Here is a 26,659-nt window from a genome sequence, read left to right on the forward strand (position 1 = left end):
ATACCGAGGTCACAGACCTGGCGATCGAGCTGGATGCGAACATCACAGAAGATGACGTGATCAACGCCGCCGAAGCCGGGCAGGATATCCCTGTCACCGGTAAAGTGACCGGTGAGTTCAATGAAGACGACACCGTCACCCTGACCGTGAACGAGAAACCGTTCACCGGCACAGTCGACAAGGACGGTAACTTCAGCATCAACGTTCCGGGCGCAGACCTTGTTGCAGATGGCGATAAGGTCATCGATGCGAGCATCACGACCACGGATAAAGCGGGCAACACAGATACCGCGACGACAAGCGAAGGCTACAGCGTCGATACCGAGGTCACAGACCTGGCGATCGAGCTGGATGCGAACATCACAGAAGATGACGTGATCAACGCCGCCGAAGCCGGGCAGGATATCCCTGTCACCGGTAAAGTGACCGGTGAGTTCAATGAAGACGACACCGTCACCCTGACCGTGAACGAGAAACCGTTCACCGGCACAGTCGACAAGGACGGTAACTTCAGCATCAACGTTCCGGGCGCAGACCTTGTTGCAGATGGCGATAAGGTCATCGATGCGAGCATCACGACCACGGATAAAGCGGGCAACACAGATACCGCGACGACAAGCGAAGGCTACAGCGTCGATACCGAGGTCACAGACCTGGCGATCGAGCTGGATGCGAACATCACAGAAGATGACGTGATCAACGCCGCCGAAGCCGGGCAGGATATCCCTGTCACCGGTAAAGTGACCGGTGAGTTCAATGAAGACGACACCGTCACCCTGACCGTGAACGAGAAACCGTTCACCGGCACAGTCGACAAGGACGGTAACTTCAGCATCAACGTTCCGGGCGCAGACCTTGTTGCAGATGGCGATAAGGTCATCGATGCGAGCATCACGACCACGGATAAAGCGGGCAACACAGATACCGCGACGACAAGCGAAGGCTACAGCGTCGATACCGAGGTCACAGACCTGGCGATCGAGCTGGATGCGAACATCACAGAAGATGACGTGATCAACGCCGCCGAAGCCGGGCAGGATATCCCTGTCACCGGTAAAGTGACCGGTGAGTTCAATGAAGACGACACCGTCACCCTGACCGTGAACGAGAAACCGTTCACCGGCACAGTCGACAAGGACGGTAACTTCAGCATCAACGTTCCGGGCGCAGACCTTGTTGCAGATGGCGATAAGGTCATCGATGCGAGCATCACGACCACGGATAAAGCGGGCAACACAGATACCGCGACGACAAGCGAAGGCTACAGCGTCGATACCGAGGTCACAGACCTGGCGATCGAGCTGGATGCGAACATCACAGAAGATGACGTGATCAACGCCGCCGAAGCCGGGCAGGATATCCCTGTCACCGGTAAAGTGACCGGTGAGTTCAATGAAGACGACACCGTCACCCTGACCGTGAACGAGAAACCGTTCACCGGCACAGTCGACAAGGACGGTAACTTCAGCATCAACGTTCCGGGCGCAGACCTTGTTGCAGATGGCGATAAGGTCATCGATGCGAGCATCACGACCACGGATAAAGCGGGCAACACAGATACCGCGACGACAAGCGAAGGCTACAGCGTCGATACCGAGGTCACAGACCTGGCGATCGAGCTGGATGCGAACATCACAGAAGATGACGTGATCAACGCCGCCGAAGCCGGGCAGGATATCCCTGTCACCGGTAAAGTGACCGGTGAGTTCAATGAAGACGACACCGTCACCCTGACCGTGAACGAGAAACCGTTCACCGGCACAGTCGACAAGGACGGTAACTTCAGCATCAACGTTCCGGGCGCAGACCTTGTTGCAGATGGCGATAAGGTCATCGATGCGAGCATCACGACCACGGATAAAGCGGGCAACACAGATACCGCGACGACAAGCGAAGGCTACAGCGTCGATACCGAGGTCACAGACCTGGCGATCGAGCTGGATGCGAACATCACAGAAGATGACGTGATCAACGCCGCCGAAGCCGGGCAGGATATCCCTGTCACCGGTAAAGTGACCGGTGAGTTCAATGAAGACGACACCGTCACCCTGACCGTGAACGAGAAACCGTTCACCGGCACAGTCGACAAGGACGGTAACTTCAGCATCAACGTTCCGGGCGCAGACCTTGTTGCAGATGGCGATAAGGTCATCGATGCGAGCATCACGACCACGGATAAAGCGGGCAACACAGATACCGCGACGACAAGCGAAGGCTACAGCGTCGATACCGAGGTCACAGACCTGGCGATCGAGCTGGATGCGAACATCACAGAAGATGACGTGATCAACGCCGCCGAAGCCGGGCAGGATATCCCTGTCACCGGTAAAGTGACCGGTGAGTTCAATGAAGACGACACCGTCACCCTGACCGTGAACGAGAAACCGTTCACCGGCACAGTCGACAAGGACGGTAACTTCAGCATCAACGTTCCGGGCGCAGACCTTGTTGCAGATGGCGATAAGGTCATCGATGCGAGCATCACGACCACGGATAAAGCGGGCAACACAGATACCGCGACGACAAGCGAAGGCTACAGCGTCGATACCGAGGTCACAGACCTGGCGATCGAGCTGGATGCGAACATCACAGAAGATGACGTGATCAACGCCGCCGAAGCCGGGCAGGATATCCCTGTCACCGGTAAAGTGACCGGTGAGTTCAATGAAGACGACACCGTCACCCTGACCGTGAACGAGAAACCGTTCACCGGCACAGTCGACAAGGACGGTAACTTCAGCATCAACGTTCCGGGCGCAGACCTTGTTGCAGATGGCGATAAGGTCATCGATGCGAGCATCACGACCACGGATAAAGCGGGCAACACAGATACCGCGACGACAAGCGAAGGCTACAGCGTCGATACCGAGGTCACAGACCTGGCGATCGAGCTGGATGCGAACATCACAGAAGATGACGTGATCAACGCCGCCGAAGCCGGGCAGGATATCCCTGTCACCGGTAAAGTGACCGGTGAGTTCAATGAAGACGACACCGTCACCCTGACCGTGAACGAGAAACCGTTCACCGGCACAGTCGACAAGGACGGTAACTTCAGCATCAACGTTCCGGGCGCAGACCTTGTTGCAGATGGCGATAAGGTCATCGATGCGAGCATCACGACCACGGATAAAGCGGGCAACACAGATACCGCGACGACAAGCGAAGGCTACAGCGTCGATACCGAGGTCACAGACCTGGCGATCGAGCTGGATGCGAACATCACAGAAGATGACGTGATCAACGCCGCCGAAGCCGGGCAGGATATCCCTGTCACCGGTAAAGTGACCGGTGAGTTCAATGAAGACGACACCGTCACCCTGACCGTGAACGAGAAACCGTTCACCGGCACAGTCGACAAGGACGGTAACTTCAGCATCAACGTTCCGGGCGCAGACCTTGTTGCAGATGGCGATAAGGTCATCGATGCGAGCATCACGACCACGGATAAAGCGGGCAACACAGATACCGCGACGACAAGCGAAGGCTACAGCGTCGATACCGAGGTCACAGACCTGGCGATCGAGCTGGATGCGAACATCACAGAAGATGACGTGATCAACGCCGCCGAAGCCGGGCAGGATATCCCTGTCACCGGTAAAGTGACCGGTGAGTTCAATGAAGACGACACCGTCACCCTGACCGTGAACGAGAAACCGTTCACCGGCACAGTCGACAAGGACGGTAACTTCAGCATCAACGTTCCGGGCGCAGACCTTGTTGCAGATGGCGATAAGGTCATCGATGCGAGCATCACGACCACGGATAAAGCGGGCAACACAGATACCGCGACGACAAGCGAAGGCTACAGCGTCGATACCGAGGTCACAGACCTGGCGATCGAGCTGGATGCGAACATCACAGAAGATGACGTGATCAACGCCGCCGAAGCCGGGCAGGATATCCCTGTCACCGGTAAAGTGACCGGTGAGTTCAATGAAGACGACACCGTCACCCTGACCGTGAACGAGAAACCGTTCACCGGCACAGTCGACAAGGACGGTAACTTCAGCATCAACGTTCCGGGCGCAGACCTTGTTGCAGATGGCGATAAGGTCATCGATGCGAGCATCACGACCACGGATAAAGCGGGCAACACAGATACCGCGACGACAAGCGAAGGCTACAGCGTCGATACCGAGGTCACAGACCTGGCGATCGAGCTGGATGCGAACATCACAGAAGATGACGTGATCAACGCCGCCGAAGCCGGGCAGGATATCCCTGTCACCGGTAAAGTGACCGGTGAGTTCAATGAAGACGACACCGTCACCCTGACCGTGAACGAGAAACCGTTCACCGGCACAGTCGACAAGGACGGTAACTTCAGCATCAACGTTCCGGGCGCAGACCTTGTTGCAGATGGCGATAAGGTCATCGATGCGAGCATCACGACCACGGATAAAGCGGGCAACACAGATACCGCGACGACAAGCGAAGGCTACAGCGTCGATACCGAGGTCACAGACCTGGCGATCGAGCTGGATGCGAACATCACAGAAGATGACGTGATCAACGCCGCCGAAGCCGGGCAGGATATCCCTGTCACCGGTAAAGTGACCGGTGAGTTCAATGAAGACGACACCGTCACCCTGACCGTGAACGAGAAACCGTTCACCGGCACAGTCGACAAGGACGGTAACTTCAGCATCAACGTTCCGGGCGCAGACCTTGTTGCAGATGGCGATAAGGTCATCGATGCGAGCATCACGACCACGGATAAAGCGGGCAACACAGATACCGCGACGACAAGCGAAGGCTACAGCGTCGATACCGAGGTCACAGACCTGGCGATCGAGCTGGATGCGAACATCACAGAAGATGACGTGATCAACGCCGCCGAAGCCGGGCAGGATATCCCTGTCACCGGTAAAGTGACCGGTGAGTTCAATGAAGACGACACCGTCACCCTGACCGTGAACGAGAAACCGTTCACCGGCACAGTCGACAAGGACGGTAACTTCAGCATCAACGTTCCGGGCGCAGACCTTGTTGCAGATGGCGATAAGGTCATCGATGCGAGCATCACGACCACGGATAAAGCGGGCAACACAGATACCGCGACGACAAGCGAAGGCTACAGCGTCGATACCGAGGTCACAGACCTGGCGATCGAGCTGGATGCGAACATCACAGAAGATGACGTGATCAACGCCGCCGAAGCCGGGCAGGATATCCCTGTCACCGGTAAAGTGACCGGTGAGTTCAATGAAGACGACACCGTCACCCTGACCGTGAACGAGAAACCGTTCACCGGCACAGTCGACAAGGACGGTAACTTCAGCATCAACGTTCCGGGCGCAGACCTTGTTGCAGATGGCGATAAGGTCATCGATGCGAGCATCACGACCACGGATAAAGCGGGCAACACAGATACCGCGACGACAAGCGAAGGCTACAGCGTCGATACCGAGGTCACAGACCTGGCGATCGAGCTGGATGCGAACATCACAGAAGATGACGTGATCAACGCCGCCGAAGCCGGGCAGGATATCCCTGTCACCGGTAAAGTGACCGGTGAGTTCAATGAAGACGACACCGTCACCCTGACCGTGAACGAGAAACCGTTCACCGGCACAGTCGACAAGGACGGTAACTTCAGCATCAACGTTCCGGGCGCAGACCTTGTTGCAGATGGCGATAAGGTCATCGATGCGAGCATCACGACCACGGATAAAGCGGGCAACACAGATACCGCGACGACAAGCGAAGGCTACAGCGTCGATACCGAGGTCACAGACCTGGCGATCGAGCTGGATGCGAACATCACAGAAGATGACGTGATCAACGCCGCCGAAGCCGGGCAGGATATCCCTGTCACCGGTAAAGTGACCGGTGAGTTCAATGAAGACGACACCGTCACCCTGACCGTGAACGAGAAACCGTTCACCGGCACAGTCGACAAGGACGGTAACTTCAGCATCAACGTTCCGGGCGCAGACCTTGTTGCAGATGGCGATAAGGTCATCGATGCGAGCATCACGACCACGGATAAAGCGGGCAACACAGATACCGCGACGACAAGCGAAGGCTACAGCGTCGATACCGAGGTCACAGACCTGGCGATCGAGCTGGATGCGAACATCACAGAAGATGACGTGATCAACGCCGCCGAAGCCGGGCAGGATATCCCTGTCACCGGTAAAGTGACCGGTGAGTTCAATGAAGACGACACCGTCACCCTGACCGTGAACGAGAAACCGTTCACCGGCACAGTCGACAAGGACGGTAACTTCAGCATCAACGTTCCGGGCGCAGACCTTGTTGCAGATGGCGATAAGGTCATCGATGCGAGCATCACGACCACGGATAAAGCGGGCAACACAGATACCGCGACGACAAGCGAAGGCTACAGCGTCGATACCGAGGTCACAGACCTGGCGATCGAGCTGGATGCGAACATCACAGAAGATGACGTGATCAACGCCGCCGAAGCCGGGCAGGATATCCCTGTCACCGGTAAAGTGACCGGTGAGTTCAATGAAGACGACACCGTCACCCTGACCGTGAACGAGAAACCGTTCACCGGCACAGTCGACAAGGACGGTAACTTCAGCATCAACGTTCCGGGCGCAGACCTTGTTGCAGATGGCGATAAGGTCATCGATGCGAGCATCACGACCACGGATAAAGCGGGCAACACAGATACCGCGACGACAAGCGAAGGCTACAGCGTCGATACCGAGGTCACAGACCTGGCGATCGAGCTGGATGCGAACATCACAGAAGATGACGTGATCAACGCCGCCGAAGCCGGGCAGGATATCCCTGTCACCGGTAAAGTGACCGGTGAGTTCAATGAAGACGACACCGTCACCCTGACCGTGAACGAGAAACCGTTCACCGGCACAGTCGACAAGGACGGTAACTTCAGCATCAACGTTCCGGGCGCAGACCTTGTTGCAGATGGCGATAAGGTCATCGATGCGAGCATCACGACCACGGATAAAGCGGGCAACACAGATACCGCGACGACAAGCGAAGGCTACAGCGTCGATACCGAGGTCACAGACCTGGCGATCGAGCTGGATGCGAACATCACAGAAGATGACGTGATCAACGCCGCCGAAGCCGGGCAGGATATCCCTGTCACCGGTAAAGTGACCGGTGAGTTCAATGAAGACGACACCGTCACCCTGACCGTGAACGAGAAACCGTTCACCGGCACAGTCGACAAGGACGGTAACTTCAGCATCAACGTTCCGGGCGCAGACCTTGTTGCAGATGGCGATAAGGTCATCGATGCGAGCATCACGACCACGGATAAAGCGGGCAACACAGATACCGCGACGACAAGCGAAGGCTACAGCGTCGATACCGAGGTCACAGACCTGGCGATCGAGCTGGATGCGAACATCACAGAAGATGACGTGATCAACGCCGCCGAAGCCGGGCAGGATATCCCTGTCACCGGTAAAGTGACCGGTGAGTTCAATGAAGACGACACCGTCACCCTGACCGTGAACGAGAAACCGTTCACCGGCACAGTCGACAAGGACGGTAACTTCAGCATCAACGTTCCGGGCGCAGACCTTGTTGCAGATGGCGATAAGGTCATCGATGCGAGCATCACGACCACGGATAAAGCGGGCAACACAGATACCGCGACGACAAGCGAAGGCTACAGCGTCGATACCGAGGTCACAGACCTGGCGATCGAGCTGGATGCGAACATCACAGAAGATGACGTGATCAACGCCGCCGAAGCCGGGCAGGATATCCCTGTCACCGGTAAAGTGACCGGTGAGTTCAATGAAGACGACACCGTCACCCTGACCGTGAACGAGAAACCGTTCACCGGCACAGTCGACAAGGACGGTAACTTCAGCATCAACGTTCCGGGCGCAGACCTTGTTGCAGATGGCGATAAGGTCATCGATGCGAGCATCACGACCACGGATAAAGCGGGCAACACAGATACCGCGACGACAAGCGAAGGCTACAGCGTCGATACCGAGGTCACAGACCTGGCGATCGAGCTGGATGCGAACATCACAGAAGATGACGTGATCAACGCCGCCGAAGCCGGGCAGGATATCCCTGTCACCGGTAAAGTGACCGGTGAGTTCAATGAAGACGACACCGTCACCCTGACCGTGAACGAGAAACCGTTCACCGGCACAGTCGACAAGGACGGTAACTTCAGCATCAACGTTCCGGGCGCAGACCTTGTTGCAGATGGCGATAAGGTCATCGATGCGAGCATCACGACCACGGATAAAGCGGGCAACACAGATACCGCGACGACAAGCGAAGGCTACAGCGTCGATACCGAGGTCACAGACCTGGCGATCGAGCTGGATGCGAACATCACAGAAGATGACGTGATCAACGCCGCCGAAGCCGGGCAGGATATCCCTGTCACCGGTAAAGTGACCGGTGAGTTCAATGAAGACGACACCGTCACCCTGACCGTGAACGAGAAACCGTTCACCGGCACAGTCGACAAGGACGGTAACTTCAGCATCAACGTTCCGGGCGCAGACCTTGTTGCAGATGGCGATAAGGTCATCGATGCGAGCATCACGACCACGGATAAAGCGGGCAACACAGATACCGCGACGACAAGCGAAGGCTACAGCGTCGATACCGAGGTCACAGACCTGGCGATCGAGCTGGATGCGAACATCACAGAAGATGACGTGATCAACGCCGCCGAAGCCGGGCAGGATATCCCTGTCACCGGTAAAGTGACCGGTGAGTTCAATGAAGACGACACCGTCACCCTGACCGTGAACGAGAAACCGTTCACCGGCACAGTCGACAAGGACGGTAACTTCAGCATCAACGTTCCGGGCGCAGACCTTGTTGCAGATGGCGATAAGGTCATCGATGCGAGCATCACGACCACGGATAAAGCGGGCAACACAGATACCGCGACGACAAGCGAAGGCTACAGCGTCGATACCGAGGTCACAGACCTGGCGATCGAGCTGGATGCGAACATCACAGAAGATGACGTGATCAACGCCGCCGAAGCCGGGCAGGATATCCCTGTCACCGGTAAAGTGACCGGTGAGTTCAATGAAGACGACACCGTCACCCTGACCGTGAACGAGAAACCGTTCACCGGCACAGTCGACAAGGACGGTAACTTCAGCATCAACGTTCCGGGCGCAGACCTTGTTGCAGATGGCGATAAGGTCATCGATGCGAGCATCACGACCACGGATAAAGCGGGCAACACAGATACCGCGACGACAAGCGAAGGCTACAGCGTCGATACCGAGGTCACAGACCTGGCGATCGAGCTGGATGCGAACATCACAGAAGATGACGTGATCAACGCCGCCGAAGCCGGGCAGGATATCCCTGTCACCGGTAAAGTGACCGGTGAGTTCAATGAAGACGACACCGTCACCCTGACCGTGAACGAGAAACCGTTCACCGGCACAGTCGACAAGGACGGTAACTTCAGCATCAACGTTCCGGGCGCAGACCTTGTTGCAGATGGCGATAAGGTCATCGATGCGAGCATCACGACCACGGATAAAGCGGGCAACACAGATACCGCGACGACAAGCGAAGGCTACAGCGTCGATACCGAGGTCACAGACCTGGCGATCGAGCTGGATGCGAACATCACAGAAGATGACGTGATCAACGCCGCCGAAGCCGGGCAGGATATCCCTGTCACCGGTAAAGTGACCGGTGAGTTCAATGAAGACGACACCGTCACCCTGACCGTGAACGAGAAACCGTTCACCGGCACAGTCGACAAGGACGGTAACTTCAGCATCAACGTTCCGGGCGCAGACCTTGTTGCAGATGGCGATAAGGTCATCGATGCGAGCATCACGACCACGGATAAAGCGGGCAACACAGATACCGCGACGACAAGCGAAGGCTACAGCGTCGATACCGAGGTCACAGACCTGGCGATCGAGCTGGATGCGAACATCACAGAAGATGACGTGATCAACGCCGCCGAAGCCGGGCAGGATATCCCTGTCACCGGTAAAGTGACCGGTGAGTTCAATGAAGACGACACCGTCACCCTGACCGTGAACGAGAAACCGTTCACCGGCACAGTCGACAAGGACGGTAACTTCAGCATCAACGTTCCGGGCGCAGACCTTGTTGCAGATGGCGATAAGGTCATCGATGCGAGCATCACGACCACGGATAAAGCGGGCAACACAGATACCGCGACGACAAGCGAAGGCTACAGCGTCGATACCGAGGTCACAGACCTGGCGATCGAGCTGGATGCGAACATCACAGAAGATGACGTGATCAACGCCGCCGAAGCCGGGCAGGATATCCCTGTCACCGGTAAAGTGACCGGTGAGTTCAATGAAGACGACACCGTCACCCTGACCGTGAACGAGAAACCGTTCACCGGCACAGTCGACAAGGACGGTAACTTCAGCATCAACGTTCCGGGCGCAGACCTTGTTGCAGATGGCGATAAGGTCATCGATGCGAGCATCACGACCACGGATAAAGCGGGCAACACAGATACCGCGACGACAAGCGAAGGCTACAGCGTCGATAATGCTCCTGATGCTATTGACGATACGTTAACGATCACTTCGTCAGGCCTGAAAGCGGAATACTATGGTTATCAGGAAGGTGCGGATGGCAATAACTTGTCCAGAGTTCATCAGGTTGAGAGCTTCATCCAGTCGAACGATCCTGATGCCACCTTTATCGCGTCCAAGGTTAATTACGGTAGTCAGGAGAATAACCTCGGCACCGGCTCTACGTTACAGAAATTCCTGAAAGGGGATAAAGGTAGCCTGAGCAATGATCCGGGTGATAGCAGTGATGCCATTATTCGCATGTCGGGCCAGATCGAGCTTTCTGAGGGGACCTATCAGTTCAAGGTGAAAGCGGATGATGGCTACAGCATTCGTATCAACGGAGAGGTTGTCGCTGAATATGATGGCAATCAATCTGCAACCTCTCGCAAAGGGATTGAATTTACGGTTGATGAAAGTGGTAGCCATAATATTGAGATCATTTATTGGGATCAGGGAGGTGATTCCCAGCTCAAAGTACAGCTAGGCGAGCAAAACAGCTCTGGTGGCTTTGGGAACTATAAAATTTTAGGTGAAGACATAACGAGCCATGAGCAGCCGCTCTCGGTTGATGATGGCCAGTCACTGACTATCGATCCGGCTGTCTTGCTGGCGAATGACCAGGATGAGTCACCTGAATCCTTGCAGGTTATCGGCGTTGGTAATCCGGTGCATGGCAGCGTATCTATGGTGAACGGTCAGATAGTCTTCACGCCGGATCCGAACTATAGCGGCCCTGCACAATTTGATTACACGGTTGTGGATGAGTACGGCCAGCAGGACAGCGCCACAGTGACTCTGAATGTCGTAGACACCAACGATGCGCCAACTGTCTCTGCAGCAACGGTGACTGTTTCTGAGGAAGGTCTGGCACAAGGGATTGAAGATGGGCAGGGCTTGCCAGATACCACTGATAGCCCTGTGGCTTCAGGTAAGCTCACGATTTCAGACCCGGACAGCAGTGATTTGAGCGTGACCTTAACGGCGCCAACGGTTGCATTGACGTCAGGCGGCCAAGCGATTGAGTGGAGTGGAGATAACACTAATGTGCTCGTGGGCTCCGTTGATGGTCAGCCTGTCATCGAGATTAGCATTGATGATGAAGGCAATTACGATGTGACGCTAAGCGGACCGGTTGATCACCCAGTTCAGGGCGAAGACCGACTGGCCATTGAAGTCGGGGTGAACGTTCATGACGGCGAGTTAACGGGTCAAAGTACATTGACAATCCAGGTTGAGGATGACGCACCGGAATCCAGTGCCCTGACCGAGGACGTGGAAGTCACGCCAACGGATAGCAATATCGTCGTCGTGCTGGATGTTTCTGGCAGTATGGGGGGCAACCGTCTCACCATGGCGAAATCAGCAATCTCTAACTTGTTGGATAGCTACGACGAGCACGGCGATGTCAAAGTCCAGGTAGTGACGTTCTCCGGTGACGCCACGGCGGCGAGCCAATGGCTCGATGTTGCTGAAGCTAAACAGCTTGTGAATGCTGCGCAGGCAGATGGTTGGACGAACTATGATGCGGCGCTATTTGACTCAGAAGACGGTGCGAAGGCTGCTTTTGAAACCCAGGGCAGTTTGCCGAATGGACAAAACTTGCTTTATTTCTTGTCTGATGGCGCTCCAAATTATGGGTATGGTCTGGGGTCTGCTGATGAGGTTAGCTGGGAAACATATCTGAACAATCATGATATTAAGGCCTATGCATTGGGGATCGGAAATGGTGTCTCGGTTTCACAACTCGACCGGGTTGCCTTTGACGGTACGACCAACAGCGAAATGGACGCTCAGGTCGTTACTGACGTAAATGACTTATCGAGTGTTCTGAATGCGACTGCGGCACATATTTCAGGTAACTTGGTGCAAGACACAAGCCGCTCAGGTCAGCTTGATGTCAGTCAGTTTGGCGCGGATGGGGGTTATATTTCAGCGGTTACTGTTGATGGGAAGACTTACCACTATTCACCGGTTGGCGGCATTACCGGCGCGACTGGTGCTCAGTTTAATGCCAATACCAATGAACTGACGATTGAAACCACAGCGAAGGGTAAATGGACTATTGATTTGGATAATGGTGCATATTCATATACGGCTCCGGCTGGCGCACAAGGTGCGTTTAGTGAAAGCCTGGACTATGTGTTGACTGATAGTGATGGTGATACGGCTGACTCCAGCCTGACGCTGAATGTGAAACCTGCTGATAATCAGGCACCTGTCGCCAATGATGATGTGGTGGAACTCAATGTGGCTGAGGGTGAGGCGGTATACCTGCTGCGGGAAAATGACTATTTGGTCAAACTGGATCCTGAATCAGGCACAGGCGCGACCATTGCCAAAGTCAATGTTGATACCCTGGCGATGGGCCAGGCCGGTGATTTGCTGGGAACTTATAAACATGGCAATAGTGCATACCTTGTTGAAATCAGCAAAGAGACAGGCGCGATAACATCGAGCCTCCAGTTATCCGGTGTCAGCGGCAGGTTGAATGCTTTGTGTGTGGGTGATGACGGCCTGTTAATTGCCTCGAATGACCAAGGCATTTATCAAATCGATCCGACGACAGGGCAAAGTAGTCAGCTTAGCAATCAACATACATTTGATGATCTTTCTATGCTTGGTGGTCAGCTTTACGGCGTAGATAACGGTAAGCTATATCTTGTTGATATTGATGGCAGTCAGGTCAGCCGTCAGCAGTTGCTCGACTTTGGTAGCTCTATTAACGGCCTTGCAACCACAGCTGATGGCCAGTTGATTATTGCCGCCACCAACTCTTATGTATATCGCTATGATCCTCAGACAGGGAATGGGGAGTGGATGCATACCTATGACGGCTCCACGAACTCTAAGTTTGCGGATGCGGCGGGTGATGCGTTAGATGTGACTGGAAACGTACTGGAGAATGACTCAGATGCGGAAGGAAGTGCCCTGACGGTGACTGATGTCGCGTTTGGGACGACTGACGGTGATGTCGGCAGTCGGATCGAGGGCAACCATGGGTATCTCGAATTGAATGCCGATGGTCGTTATCGTTACACCCTGACAGATACCGGTAATGCAGATTCGCTGACTGATGAGGTCTTTACCTATACGATCACCGATGGTTCGAAGACAGATACTGCTCAGTTGGTGATCAAGCTGGATGCGCTGACTTCAATCAAGGGTGCCGATGGCGATGATAATATTTCGGTACTGGCAGGTGAAGATCGGGTTCAAGTCGATCTGGGTGCTTATTTTGACTCAGAGAATAAGCCGGTTGGCACTCAGAGTTATCAACAAGCGGTGGATGAGTCCGAAGGTGTCATGCTGAAAGGCGGCGCCGGGAACGATCACCTTACGGGGGGCCTGGGGAACGACATCCTGATCGGCGGAACCAACGGTCATGGCTCTTCTGGCGGATCGAATGGTGGAAACCAAGGTGACACTTTATCGGGCGGCGAAGGGCGCGATACCTTTGTATGGCTGGACGGTGATGCCGGAGACTTTGGCCAAGTGGGTGGGTCCATTGATATTCCTGTTGATATCATCACGGACTTTAACACCAGCAGTGGCTACTTTGATGCCAGCGAAGGGGATACGATTGATCTCAGCGATTTACTTGACAGCGATGGCGGCAAGTCAAAAGACGAACTTGAATCTTTGTTGAGTGCGCTTGAAGTCGATGGGGATACCCACCTGCAGATCAATGTTGATGGCAGTAGCGATGATTCTGTCGATCAAACGATTGTTCTGGAAAATACGACTTTCGATGATATTACAGGAATTAGTAACAGTAGCGCGAATGATGTAATTAACCATTTGTTTAATAACAACCTCATCGACTTAGATAAATAATTGCACTAAAAGCAATGATTTAGAAAAATCCCTCGATTAACTCGAGGGATTTTTTTTGAGTCATCTCAACAGGTCTTTAATGAGGTGTGTTGTGATCGGAGATTGCGGAAATGAAAAACCGCCTGACTAGGCAGGCGGTTTGGCGATCAGGAGAGCTGTCGTTCCGGAGTTTATGCCGGCTTATACCAATTAAAGTAAGTGATCAGAAATAGCGCCGGAAAAATGTTTGAGAACAAGGCAGAATTTTTAGATAAGTAGTTATTCTACAGTCAAAAATTCTAACGCAGTTATCGAGCATTTTAACAAGCTAGAATGACCCCTTATTTACTGCGATTGGTATTATTTCGCCAGTGACTGGCAGTATTCGGCATAGACTGGTTGCTCCACCATGGTCCGGCCCCGCATATCCATGATCAGGATGCGATAGTTCAGTCCCTCGTCGAACAGCGGGGTGAGCTCTTCATTGCGGCAGTAGTTTACTGCGGCATTTTTAGCAGCCACGGAAGGGGCGACTTTGCCGCCGCCGCCGTAGAGAATGGTGATCTCAACGGTTTTTTCCCGCGCTTGCGCTTTCATCACCTGATACTCGCCAATTTTGTTGTACGGCGCTTTATTGTTAATTGCTGTCGCCCGGCTTTTGGCAAGAGCTTTGGCAACATCATCCGGGTTGGATGCACAGCCTGCCAGCAAGAAGATGGCGAGAGAGGCGAAAACCTTTTTTAACATCAGTCAATCGTCCAAGTGGGGTACATTTAAGGCAGTACCTTTTTGAATGGTTTGACGATCACATTTTCATAGACCCCGGCGTCAATATACGGGTCGGCATCGGCCCAGGTTTTGGCCGCTTCCAGTGAGTCAAATTCTGCAATCACGGTTGAACCGGTGAAACCAGCTTCACCCGGGTTGTCGCTGTCAATCGCCGGCATCGGACCGGCAACCAGCAGGCGGCCTTGTTCTTGCAGATCTTTCAGGCGGGCCAGGTGTTTTTCACGTACGCTCAGGCGGCGCTCCAGGCTATTTTCAACGTCCTGAGAAAAAATGACATACCACATCTAGGAATTCTCCCTGTGAAAAATGAAGTTGAAGCTGTTTCAGTAAGATACAGGCCTCTCGAGGGTTGGTCGTTATCTTAAAGTAAAAGAAAAGCCCCAGCCAGTGACGGGGGCTCATTGTGCGCTCAAGTTTACGCTTTTTTGATTGGGCGCGGTCGGCCTTCGCTGTTAATCGCGACATAATTGAAGGTCGCTTCACAGACCCGGTATCGCTCACCGACACCATCGATAGCCACCGGTTTGACCCAGACCTCCAGGCCGACACTCATTGACGTGTTGCCGATACGGGTGCATTCACCGTAGCAGCACACAACATCACCGACGCTGACCGGGGCTTTGAAGGCAATACTGTCGACAGAGACTGTAACGACACGACCGCCGGAAATCTCTTTGGCCAGAATCGCACCGGCCAAATCGAGCTGGGACATGATCCAGCCGCCGAAGATATCGCCGTTGGCATTGGTATCAGCCGGCATCGCGAGGGTGCGGAGCAGCAGTTGTCCGCGTGGAATATGATTCTCTGTGGTCATGGTTCGGTCTTACTAGTTGTTGGAACAGTTGGGGAGCCTATGGTGTGCAATAACACCGCGGCTGGCAAGGGGTAATCCCAATCAAAGTAAGTAAATGAGCAGAAATAGCGCAGGAAAAATGTTTGAGAACAAGGCAGAGTTTTTAGATAAGTAATTATTCTACAATCAAAAAGTCTAACGCAGTTATCGAGCATTTTAATAAGCTAGGATGACCCCTTATTTACTGCGATTGGTATCACTGGGTCTGGTAACGCAAAAGGCTGCGGACGGAGCCGCAGCCAATGTTGTGATTGACCACAGCAGGATCAGGCGATGGACGCCTTTTCGACTGGCTGCTCTGCGGCTTTATCAATTGTGTCGTTGATGATCACGGCACACGCGGCATCGCCGGTGATGTTCAGTGCCGTGCGGATCATATCGAAGATCCGGTCCAGGGCAAACAGCAGCGGCAGGCCTTCAATCGGGATCCCGGCGGATAGTAGCACGGCGACGACCAGGAAGGATGGGCCCGGGACACCAGCCTGACCGACGGCACCTAAAGTGGACGTCACGATAATGGCGATATAAGCACCCATACTCAGATCGATGTTGAACATCTGGGCAAAGAAGATGGCAACCAGGCCGTAGTAGATTGCATTGCCACTCATGTTGATGGTCGCGCCCAGCGGTAGGACAAATGAAGCAGTCGAGTTTTTCACCTTCAGCTCTTCTTCACACACTTCCATGGTAACCGGCAGGGTGGCCATGGAAGATGCGGTCGACAGCGCGACGGCTTGCGGCTTTTTCATTACCGACAGGAATTTCATTGGTGAAGTCTTGCTGAAGACCTTCAGCATCAGCGGGTAGAAAATAAAGCCGTAAATCAAAATGGCAGCGACGTAGACCACGAACAGCTTGAAGACCACCATCAGGGCGTTGAAACCGAATGTGCCGACGGCATCAGCCATCAGGCCGAACACGCCCAGCGGGGCGATTTTCATCACCACGTTGATCATCCACACCATGGCATCAACAATGGCGTTAACGCCGTTCAGCAGCGGGTCGCGGCGATCTTTTTCCAGCTTGGATAAAGCGATACCAAAGAACAGACAGAACACCAAAATTTGCAGGATATTCGCTTCATTGAGGGACTGGAACACGTTGGTTGGGATCATGCCCAGCACAGTTGCCCAGAAGGATGGCAGATCCCCTTTGTCGGCATACACATTGGAGAACATGCCTTCAACACCGGTCAGGTCAACCCCGACCCCCGGCTGGAACACCTGACCCATAAACAGTGCCAGGGCCACGGCTACGGCAGAGGTGAAGCCGAAGAAGCCGAGGGTGGCAAAACCGACTTTCCCGGCAGACTGGCTGCTGCCGAGGCCGGCGGCACCGGAGATAATCGCGACGGCGACCAACGGGATCACCAGCATTTTAATCAGATGGATAAAAATGCTGCCCAGGGGCGCAAACATACTGGCTGAGTGGCCCATCATGGCCCCGGCCAGCGTCCCGATACACATGGCAATGACGACTTGTACGCCGATATTGCCGAACAGTCCTTTTTCTTTGAACACCTTTGATACCTCAGTTGTGTTTGTGTACATGTTTGGTTAGGTTGTCTAGGGTTAAGTGTTGAAATTGTTGTAAATGTTAACCCAATATTTTTGCGGTTGTGTTTTTACACACAATTTTTGAATTGTTCAATCATTCCTTTCGATATTTTTCTCTAATGACATAGTTTGGTGGAATGTCTGGGTGATCCCGGCGACTTAGTCACCGGTTACTTTAAGCTGCGGGGGAAGGGAGATCTTTGATCTAACCCGGATTAGGTAGGCATTTGGGGCCGAGAAATAGACAGCTTTTCAGCCGGGTAGAAAAAGCCGCATCGGATGCGGCTTTGGTGCGAGATCATTTTGCTTGAGCGTCAATCAGGGCTCAGGATTCACTTTGCCGGGTGGCAGACTTCATCTCGTGAATGAAGTGGTGCATCTGGCTGAGCATTTCCAGCGGATTGTTCAGGTTGTTTTCAATCACCTTCACCACCGCAGAGCCGGAAATGGCGCCGGCGGCACCGGCTTTGATCGCTGCCGCCACTTGTTCGGGCTTGGAAATCCCGAAGCCCAGCAGCGCCGGTGGCGCATGGTAGGTGCGCAGACTCTCGAGCAGATGGTCGACCGGCATTCCGGCCTGGGTTTCGGTACCGGTCACCCCGGCACGGGACAGCAGGTAGGTATAGCCGCCGCTGAGCTCCGAGACCGTTTTGAGGGTGGCTTCATCGGCATTGGGCGGGGCGATGAATATCGGATGGATCCCGTGCTTTTGCGCGGCCTCGCGAAATTCAGCCGAGGCGCCGACCGGTACATCGGCGATCAGCACCGAATCCACACCCGCCTCAGCACACTGCTGATAGAAATGGTCGATCCCTGCGGCAAAGACCAAGTTGGCGTACATCAGCAGGCCAATCGGTACCTCCGGGTGGTTGGCGCGGATTTTTGCCAGCAGTTCAAAGCAAATCGCAGGGGTGGTGCCGGCATCCAGGGCGCGAATGGTGGCGCCCTGAATGGTTGGGCCGTCCGCCAGCGGATCGGAGAAGGGGATCCCCAGCTCCAGGGCATCAGCTCCGGCTTCAATCAGGGTTTCAATTACCTGCAGGGATTGTTCCGGGTTCGGATCACCGATGGTGACGAAGGGAACGAACGCGCCTTCCTGTTGTGCTTGCAGGCGTTCAAATAGTGCTTGATACCGATCCATTACAGCGCTCCCTTTCCTTCTAAAATTGCATGTACCGTAAAAATGTCTTTATCACCGCGGCCGGACAGGTTGACGACCAGCAGCTGCTCTTTATCCGGGTTTTGTTTGATTAGCTTGAGGGCATAGGCAAGGGCATGGGCGGATTCCAGCGCCGGGATGATCCCTTCGCTGCGTGCCAGTTCCTGAAACGCATCGAGCGCCTCATCATCGGTGACTGAGCCGTACTCGGCGCGGCCTGTGGCATTGAGGTAGGCGTGCTGCGGGCCGACTGACGGAAAGTCGAGGCCGGCAGACACTGAATAGGACTCCTCAACCTGACCGTGCTCGTCCTGCATCAGCGGTGCTTTCATGCCGAAGAAAATCCCCAGCTTGCCGTGCTTGAGCGGGGCGCCGTGCATGTTGGTGTCCAGCCCTTTCCCGGCCGGCTCGACGCCGATCAGTCCCACTTCCGGGTTGTCAATGAAGTCGGCAAACATGCCGATGGCATTGGAGCCGCCGCCGACACAGGCGATCACGGCATCGGGCAGACGTCCTTCTTTTTTCAGGATCTGAGCCTTGGTTTCTTCGCCGATGATGCGCTGGAACTCGCGGACAATGGTCGGGAACGGGTGCGGCCCGGCTGCCGTGCCCAGCAGGTAGTGGGCCTTGTCGTAGGTGGCCGACCAGTCCCGCATCGCCTCGTTACAGGCATCTTTGAGGGTGGCGGAGCCGGAGTGGACCGGGATCACCTCAGCGCCCATCAGCTTCATCCGGAACACGTTCGGGCTCTGGCGCTCGACGTCCTTGGCCCCCATGTAGACCCGGCATTTCAGGCCCAGCAGGGCACAGGCCAGGGCGGTTGCCACCCCGTGTTGCCCGGCGCCGGTTTCGGCAATAATTTCTTCTTTACCCATGCGTTTGGCCAAGAGGGCCTGACCCAACACCTGGTTGGTTTTGTGGGCGCCGCCGTGGAGCAGATCTTCGCGCTTGAGATACAGTTTTGTTTTGGTGCCTTTGGTCAGGTTACGGCACAGGGTCAGCGCCGTCGGACGACCGGCATATTCCTGCAGCAGCTCGAGAAAGTCCTGTTGAAAGCCCGGGTCCTGCTGGGCGTCGACAAAAGCAGCTTCCAGTTGGTCCAGTGCCGGGACCAGGATTTGCGGCACATACTGGCCGCCGAATTCGCCAAAAAAGGCGTCAAGTTTACTCATAACATCTGTCCTTAATATTTTCTGATGGCTGCGAAGGCCGCTTTGAGTTTTTTCGGATCTTTCTTGCCCGGGGCGCTTTCAACACCAGAGTTTAAATCCAGTCCTTTGCAGCCCAGGAGCGCTGCTTCGCAGACGTTGTCCGGGGTCAGACCACCGGCCAGCATGGTGACTTGTTTCTGCTCATCGGGTATCAGGCGCCAATCGAAAGTGACCCCGGTGCCGCCGGACTGGCTACCGACCTTGCTGTCGAGCAAGTGGCGGTCGGCGTTCCATCGCTTGAGATCCGGTATTGTGTCGGTGATCCCGTGGGCTTTCCAAATCTCACAATCTGCCGGCAATCGGGCTTTCAGGCCCTGAACGTATTCCGGCGTTTCGTCGCCGTGCAACTGTACTGCTGCCAGCGACAGGGCTTTGGCTGCCTTGGTGACCGCATCCGGATCGGCATTGCGGAACACGCCGACATATTTGAGTGGGGCACCGCTCATGATCATCCGTGCCTGTTCGATATCCACATGGCGCGGCGAGCCGGAGACAAAAATCAGCCCGCCGTAGACCGCGCCGCTCTGGTAGGCTGCTGCGGCATCATCGGCATGGGTCAAACCGCAGACCTTGTTTTCTCCCAAGAGCACGCGGCGCACCGCCAGCTCCAGATTGTCTTCAGCCATCAGCGAGCTGCCGATCAAAAAACCGTTGGCATACGGGGCCAGTTCGCGCACCTGCTTGTGGGTGTAGATCCCGGATTCAGAAATGACGATGGTGTCTTCCGTCAACCGCGGTGCGAGGGCTTTGGTGCGGTTGAGATCGATGCTTAAATCGCGCAGGTTGCGGTTATTGATCCCGACCACCTTGGCTTTGAGCGCGATGGCCCGCTCCAGCTCCGCTTCATTGCTGACTTCGGTCAGGATCCCCAGCCCCAGCGTTTCTGCGACTTTGGCCAGCTCGCGATACTGGTCATCGTCGAGGACCGACAGCATGAGCAGGATGGCATCAGCCTGGTAATGACGGGCCAGATAGACCTGATAAGTGTCAATCATAAAGTCTTTGCACAATACCGGCTGGCTGACCTGGCTGCGAACCCGGGGCAGAAAATCAAAATTGCCCTGGAAATACTTCTCGTCGGTCAGTACAGAAATGGCGCTGGCATAGCGGTTGTAGATCCCGGCGATATAGTCGAGGTCGAAGTCTTCGCGGATCAGTCCTTTTGACGGCGACGCCTTTTTACATTCCAGAATAAAGACGCTCTGTTCGCCGGACAGGGCGGCGTAAAAGTCACGATCACTCAGTTGCAGCTGGTCGATAAAACCGTCCAGCGGTTGCTGTGCTTTGCGTTCCTCGACCCAGATTTTTTTGTCGGCGACGATTTTTGCGAGTACGGTTTCCATGATTAACCTCTTGCTGCCAGTTGTTCGACCAGAGTATAGGCCTTGCCGGATTGCATGACATCCAGTGCCTGCTGGGTATTGGCGCTGAGATCTTCATGACCAAACAGGCGCAGCAGCAGGGCGACATTGACTGCGACAGCTGCTTGCTGGGCGGGGGTCCCTTTCCCGGTCAGAATATCTTTGATGATCATCCGGTTTTCTTCCGGCTCGCCGCCTTTAATGTCATCCAGATCGTAGCTTGGTACGCCAAAATCTTCCGGAGTCAGGGTGTATTCGCGGATCTCGCCATCAATGATTTCAGCCACGGTGGTCGGGCCGTGGATCGCTACTTCATCCAGGCCGCTGCCGTGGACCACAGCGGCACGCTTCATGCCCATGGTTGCCATGGTTTCGGCGATCGGCCGGACCAGGGCCTGATCATAGACGCCCATCAGCTCGATGTTCGGTCGGGCCGGATTGATCAGCGGACCAAGCAAGTTAAAGATGGTGCGGGTTTTCAGGCATTGGCGTACCGGCATCGCATGGCGAACCCCGCCGTGGTACTGCGGCGCGAACAGGAAACAAACCCCGAGTTCATCAAGTGCGGCGCGGGTCTCGTCGGCCCCCATCGCCAGATTGATCCCGAATTTGTCGAGCAGATCGGAAGAGCCGGACTTGCTTGATACCCCGCGGTTGCCGTGTTTGGCGACTTTCACCCCGCAGGCCGCAGCAACAAAGGCGGCGGTGGTGGAAATATTGATGGTGTTGTGGCCGTCGCCGCCGGTGCCGACGATATCGGCAAAGTCGTAGTCTGGGCGCGGAAACGGATTGGCGTTGGCCAGCAGGGCACTGGCTGCGCCGGCGATCTCAGCCGGAGTTTCCCCTTTGATTTTCAGCGCGGTCAGGATCGCTGACAGTAACATCGGCTCGACGTCGCCTTTGATGATGGCATCGAACAAGGTGTGGCTCTGGGCCTGAGTCAGTGGCTGTTGCTGATACAGCTGGTCAGCCAGGGTATAAATGCTTGCATCCATTGTCGTTCTTCCTTCATTGTTCTGTTGCTATTGTTGCGCTGTGTCATGTGCCGGTTTCGACATCACCCAGTCCAGGGTGTGGGTCAGGAGCTGGGCACCTTGTGTGGTGAGAATGGACTCAGGATGGAACTGGTAGCCGCAGACGCGATCGGCGTCATGGGTCACGGCCATCACCAGGCCGTCGACATCCGCGATGGTGGTGAGTGTTTCCGGTACTTGGGTTGCGACCAGCGAGTGGTAGCGGGCAATGGTGAGCGGGCTCGGCAGCGAACCGAAGACCGCATGGCCGCTGTGGGTCATGTTGGCAGCCTTGCCGTGGACGATATCACCGGCGCCTTCGACAGTGCCGCCGTAGGCTTCCACAATGGCCTGATGGCCGAGGCAAATACCGATCATCGGGACTTTGCCGCGCACGCGTTGGATGAGTTCCGGCATACAGCCTGCCTCTGACGGCGCGCCGGGTCCGGGGGAGAGCACCAGCACCGGATTGGTTTTCTGCGCCAGGGCCTGTTCAACCTGTTCGGCACTCAGGCTGTTGCGGTAGATGGTGACCGGATAGCCTAGGGAGCGGAACTGATCCACCAGGTTATAGGTAAAGGAGTCAAAATTATCGAGGAGGACGATGTGGGTTTGGCTCATGATTGGCTCCTTAAACCGATGGGGTTGGGGCACAGTGTGCCTGACGGATGGCGTTGATCACTGCTTGCGCTTTGCCGCGGGTTTCATCGGCTTCGGCTTGCGGCACTGAGTCGTAAACCACTCCGGCGCCAGCCTGAACACTGGCCACGCCATTTTCGACATAGGCGGAGCGGATCACGATACAGGTGTCCATATCGCCCTGGCCGGTGAGATAGCCGACGGCGCCGCCGTAGCTGCCGCGCCGGCGTTGCTCGACTTCGCGGATCAGCTGCATGGCACGGATTTTCGGGGCGCCGGTCAGGGTGCCCATGTTCATACAGGCCTGATAGGCGTGCAGGGCATCGAGATCGCCCCGCAGCTGGCCGACTACGCGGGAGACCAGGTGCATTACATGGCTGTAGCGATCGACCTGGAGCAGGTCGGCGACGTAGCGGCTGCCCGGCTCGCTGATCCGGGCCACATCGTTGCGGGCCAGATCAACCAGCATCATGTGTTCGGCGTTCTCTTTCATGTCGCTGCGCAGCTCGAGCTCGATCCGGCCGTCGAGATCCAGGTTAATTGAGCCGTCGGGATTCTTGCCGCGGCGGCGGGTGCCGGCAATCGGGTAGATTTCGATCTGGTTACTGTTGGTGCAGTACTTCAGCGCGCTTTCCGGCGATGCCCCGAACAGGATGAAATCGGTATCCTGAAGATAGAACATATACGGGCTCGGGTTGCCGGTTTTGAGCTCTTTGTAAGCCACCAGTGGTGACGGGCACGGCAGGGTGAACTGGCGTGACGGTACCACCTGGAACACATCGCCGTTGACTACATGCTGTTTGAGATCCTCAACTTGCTGGCAGAAATCGGAGTCGCTGACGCTGGCTACCGGCTCACATGAATCCAGCAGATCGGCTTTCGGCAGCGGTCTGGGTTCGAGGCAGGCTTCTTTAATATGTTGCAGCCGGCGGCTGAGCTCGAAGTAGCTGGCGGTATAGTTGTCGCCGCCGAACAGGGTGGCCTGCAGTTTGCCGCGCCGTTTCTGATGGTCGAGCACCAACAGGGTTTCGGCAATATAAAACAGGTAGTCCGGGCACCGGTTATCAGCGGGGACGTCCGGCAGCGGCTCGAATCCGGCCACCACGTCATAGGCGAACAGGCCGCCGAGGAACAGGGCCTCGCGCGGATGGCCCTGGGTATTGAACAGTTGCTGGATCAGACGCAGGGCATCAAACGAAGAGGTCTGGCGCAGGCGACTGTCTTCATCCAGGCTACGCTCAGCCGAGGGAAAGTCCAGGATCAGGCACTGACTCTCGCGCTGGAACGGCACATCGGCCGGCAGTGCTGTGATCAGAGTACTGAGCACATTCTGGCCGTTGTCGCTCAGGGCCTCCAGGCGAACCTGATGACCGCGGCAGATAATGCGCACTGCGGCATCGATCAGCATCAGGCTTTTTAAGTCTTCCTTGGAGTCGATTTCAGCCGACTCCAGCAGAAGGTTGTGCGGGCGATCCCCGCAGACGGAATAGTACAGTTCCGTCGGGTCTGCGACATAGGGAACGTCGAGGCTCAGCAGCTCTAGTTCGCCGGTTTCTAATGAGGTCGTTTTCACAGCGTTCTCCCTGCCGCTTCTACAAACGGTTTCAACTCTTGCATTAATTGCTCAAACATCGGACCGGTCAGTGCCTGGTGGCCGTCAGACAGGGCTTCGCTCGGGTTGAGGTGCGATTCCACAATAATTCCGTCAGCGCCAACCGCGGCGGCGGCGCGGGACAGCGGGATCACCAGCTCGCGTACTCCGGTACCGTGGCTCGGGTCGACGACGACCGGCAGGTGCGTGCGCTGTTTGAGGTAGGCGACGGCATTGAGGTCCAATGTATTCCTTGTCGCTGTTTCAAAGGTGCGGATACCGCGTTCACACAGGATAATGTTCGGATTTCCCGCATCAAAGATGTATTCCGCAGCCAGCAACAGTTCTTCGATAGTGGCGGAAAGTCCGCGTTTGAGCAAGACCGGTTTGCCGCTTTCACCCACGGCTTTGAGCAGGGCGTAGTTTTGCATGTTGCGCGCGCCGATCTGCAGGCAGTCGATATACTGGCACAGACTTTCAACCTGGCTGACTTCCATCACTTCGGAGACGGTCGGCAGTCCAAGTTGCTGATTTGCCTGCTGGAGCAGTTTCAGCCCTTCCTCGCCAAGGCCCTGGAAGTCATACGGGCTGGTGCGTGGCTTGTAGGCGCCGCCCCGCAGGGCCACGGCGCCGTGCTTTTTGACCATTTCGGCGACGGCCATCAGCTGGGCTTCAGATTCGACGGAACACGGGCCGGCAATCACGGCAAACTTGTCGCCGCCGACGGCTGCGTTGCCGAAGCGAACCACGGTATCGTGGGCCTGGACTTCCCGGCTGACCATTTTGTACTTGGTCAGGATCGGCTTAACCGTTTCGACACACGGGTAGGCATCAAAGTGCATGGTTTGCAGGATGCGCTCATCGCCCAGCGCGCCCAGCACGATTCGCTCGACCCCCGGCATGTAGAGCGGCTTGAGCCCCGCGGCTTCAATGCGGTTCAGAATCTCTTGGGCTTGCGCTTCGCTGGCTTGGGGTTTCAGTACAATGATCATGGTTGCCTCTTTCCTGATATCGGTTCAGCCGGGTCGACGGCGTTGCATTGGGTTTGAAATTATCGGTATAAAAAAGCCCGCAAAATCGCGGGCTTGTGTTTGTTTGGCCATCAGGCACAGCAAATCACACCACCCGCGAACGGCAGTGCCACCACCAAGAGAAGAAAGCGCAGAGCTGATGATGAAATTGCTGTACCATGTAAATATCCTGTAAGTCGATTACGGGGTAACTGCGTACTAGTAAACTAGTTCATAAATTCAATGTCAAGAAAATTCATTTATGTTATTTGATTTACATAGCCACACGACTGCGTCGGATGGCCGTTTATCCCCGGAAGAATTGGTCAAACGTGCGGTCGCGAGCCGGGTGGACGTGCTGGCGATCACGGATCACGACACGGTGGCGGGGCTTGAGTCGGCGCAGCAGGTGATTGACGCAGAAAACCTGCCGCTAACGCTCATCAAAGGTATTGAAATATCGACACTTTGGCAAAATTTTGATATTCACGTTGTCGGCCTGAACATCGACCCGAGCCACCCGGCGCTGGTGGCCCTGATTGCCGAGCAGGCTGCGCGCCGTGAAGCCAGAGCTGCGTTGATTGCAGAGCGACTGGAGAAGCGACGGATGCCGGGGGCACTTGCCGGGGCCAAGGTGCTGGCCGGTGGTGCTACCCTGACTCGGGCCCATTTCGCCCAGTGGCTGGTGGAACAAGGCTATGCCAAAAACATGCAGGCAGTATTTAAAAAATTCCTGACCCGCAACAACCTGGGCTATGTGCCGCCGAACTGGTGCTCGATTGCCGAGGCCGTGGTGGTGATACATGCCGCGGGCGGGCAGGCGGTACTGGCCCATCCCGGACGATATAAACTCAACGGGAAATGGCTCAAGCGGCTGCTGGCATCTTTTGCAGAAGCCAACGGGGATGCGATGGAAGTGGCACAGCCCCAGCAGGCGCCGCAGGAGCGCCGGATGCTGGGCGATTACGCGATCGAATATCACTTGCTTGCTTCGCAAGGCTCTGATTTCCATTACCCATCACCTTGGACAGAGCTGGGTCGCAACCTCTGGCTACCCAAGGGGGTGACGGAAGTCTGGCAGGATTGGCAAGTTGAGAAAAAGCGAGTGGATGAAGCGACTTCGCCTTAGGCGGGGTCC

The 26,659-nt window shown here is 55.5% G+C and carries 13 protein-coding genes and 1 other annotated feature; of the genes, 2 read left to right on the forward strand and 11 right to left on the reverse strand.

The window, feature by feature from the left end; genetic code table 11:
* The first annotated feature begins 29 nt into the window (after window positions 1-29).
* Window positions 30-14,360, forward strand: coding sequence for an Ig-like domain-containing protein (locus NNL38_RS05150; RefSeq protein ID WP_255390563.1), 14,331 nt, complete (start codon window positions 30-32; stop codon window positions 14,358-14,360).
* A 339-nt stretch (window positions 14,361-14,699) separates the two neighbouring features.
* On the opposite strand, the gene gspS2 is transcribed toward NNL38_RS05150, so the two are convergent.
* From gspS2 to aroF, 11 genes are all read right to left on the reverse strand, one after another.
* Entirely contained in the window at window positions 14,700-15,086 is a 387-nt protein-coding gene (gene gspS2 / locus NNL38_RS05155) for a type II secretion system pilot lipoprotein GspS-beta (protein ID WP_255389954.1), read from the reverse strand.
* Window positions 15,087-15,112: 26 nt separating this feature from the next.
* Complete coding sequence (locus tag NNL38_RS05160) at window positions 15,113-15,412, reverse strand: YciI family protein (protein ID WP_255389955.1); 300 nt, start codon at window positions 15,410-15,412, stop codon at window positions 15,113-15,115.
* Window positions 15,413-15,543: 131 nt separating this feature from the next.
* A complete protein-coding gene (gene yciA / locus NNL38_RS05165; RefSeq protein ID WP_255389956.1) occupies window positions 15,544-15,942 on the reverse strand; it encodes an acyl-CoA thioester hydrolase YciA in 399 nt (132 codons plus the stop codon).
* A gap of 305 nt (window positions 15,943-16,247) precedes the next feature.
* Window positions 16,248-17,531: a dicarboxylate/amino acid:cation symporter gene (locus tag NNL38_RS05170; RefSeq protein ID WP_255389957.1), complete on the reverse strand. Its 1,284-nt coding sequence runs from the start codon at window positions 17,529-17,531 to the stop codon at window positions 16,248-16,250.
* 331 nt (window positions 17,532-17,862) lie between these two features.
* The gene (gene trpA, locus NNL38_RS05175) at window positions 17,863-18,678 is read right to left on the reverse strand and encodes a tryptophan synthase subunit alpha (RefSeq protein ID WP_255389958.1); all 816 of its coding nucleotides are present in this window, start codon (window positions 18,676-18,678) and stop codon (window positions 17,863-17,865) included.
* Complete coding sequence (trpB, locus tag NNL38_RS05180; protein WP_255389959.1) at window positions 18,678-19,868, reverse strand: tryptophan synthase subunit beta; 1,191 nt, start codon at window positions 19,866-19,868, stop codon at window positions 18,678-18,680. The genes trpA and trpB overlap by 1 nt, the downstream gene beginning before the upstream one ends.
* 11 nt (window positions 19,869-19,879) lie before the next feature.
* Window positions 19,880-21,250, reverse strand: a complete 1,371-nt coding sequence (trpCF, locus tag NNL38_RS05185; RefSeq protein WP_255389960.1) for a bifunctional indole-3-glycerol-phosphate synthase TrpC/phosphoribosylanthranilate isomerase TrpF — start codon at window positions 21,248-21,250, stop codon at window positions 19,880-19,882.
* Window positions 21,251-21,252: 2 nt separating this feature from the next.
* Entirely contained in the window at window positions 21,253-22,263 is a 1,011-nt protein-coding gene (gene trpD, locus NNL38_RS05190) for an anthranilate phosphoribosyltransferase (protein WP_255389961.1), read from the reverse strand.
* A gap of 27 nt (window positions 22,264-22,290) precedes the next feature.
* Window positions 22,291-22,902, reverse strand: a complete 612-nt coding sequence (locus NNL38_RS05195) for an aminodeoxychorismate/anthranilate synthase component II (protein WP_255389962.1) — start codon at window positions 22,900-22,902, stop codon at window positions 22,291-22,293.
* Between the two features lie 10 nt (window positions 22,903-22,912).
* Window positions 22,913-24,493 carry an anthranilate synthase component 1 gene (locus NNL38_RS05200; RefSeq protein ID WP_255389963.1) on the reverse strand — a complete coding sequence of 527 codons (1,581 nt, stop codon included), beginning with the start codon at window positions 24,491-24,493 and terminating at the stop codon, window positions 22,913-22,915.
* On the reverse strand, window positions 24,490-25,503 hold the full coding sequence (gene aroF, locus NNL38_RS05205; RefSeq protein WP_255389964.1) for a 3-deoxy-7-phosphoheptulonate synthase: 1,014 nt from the start codon (window positions 25,501-25,503) through the stop codon (window positions 24,490-24,492). Before aroF ends, NNL38_RS05200 begins: the two co-directional genes overlap by 4 nt.
* A gap of 67 nt (window positions 25,504-25,570) precedes the next feature.
* Window positions 25,571-25,666 (reverse strand) — a sequence feature (Trp leader region).
* Between the two features lie 117 nt (window positions 25,667-25,783).
* Between aroF and rnm the strand changes: the two genes are divergently transcribed.
* Complete coding sequence (rnm, locus tag NNL38_RS05210; RefSeq protein WP_255389965.1) at window positions 25,784-26,650, forward strand: RNase RNM; 867 nt, start codon at window positions 25,784-25,786, stop codon at window positions 26,648-26,650.
* The last annotated feature ends 9 nt before the right edge of the window (window positions 26,651-26,659 follow it).

The organism is Photobacterium atrarenae, assembly GCF_024380015.1.
GTDB classification, from domain to species: Bacteria; Pseudomonadota; Gammaproteobacteria; order Enterobacterales; family Vibrionaceae; genus Photobacterium; species Photobacterium atrarenae.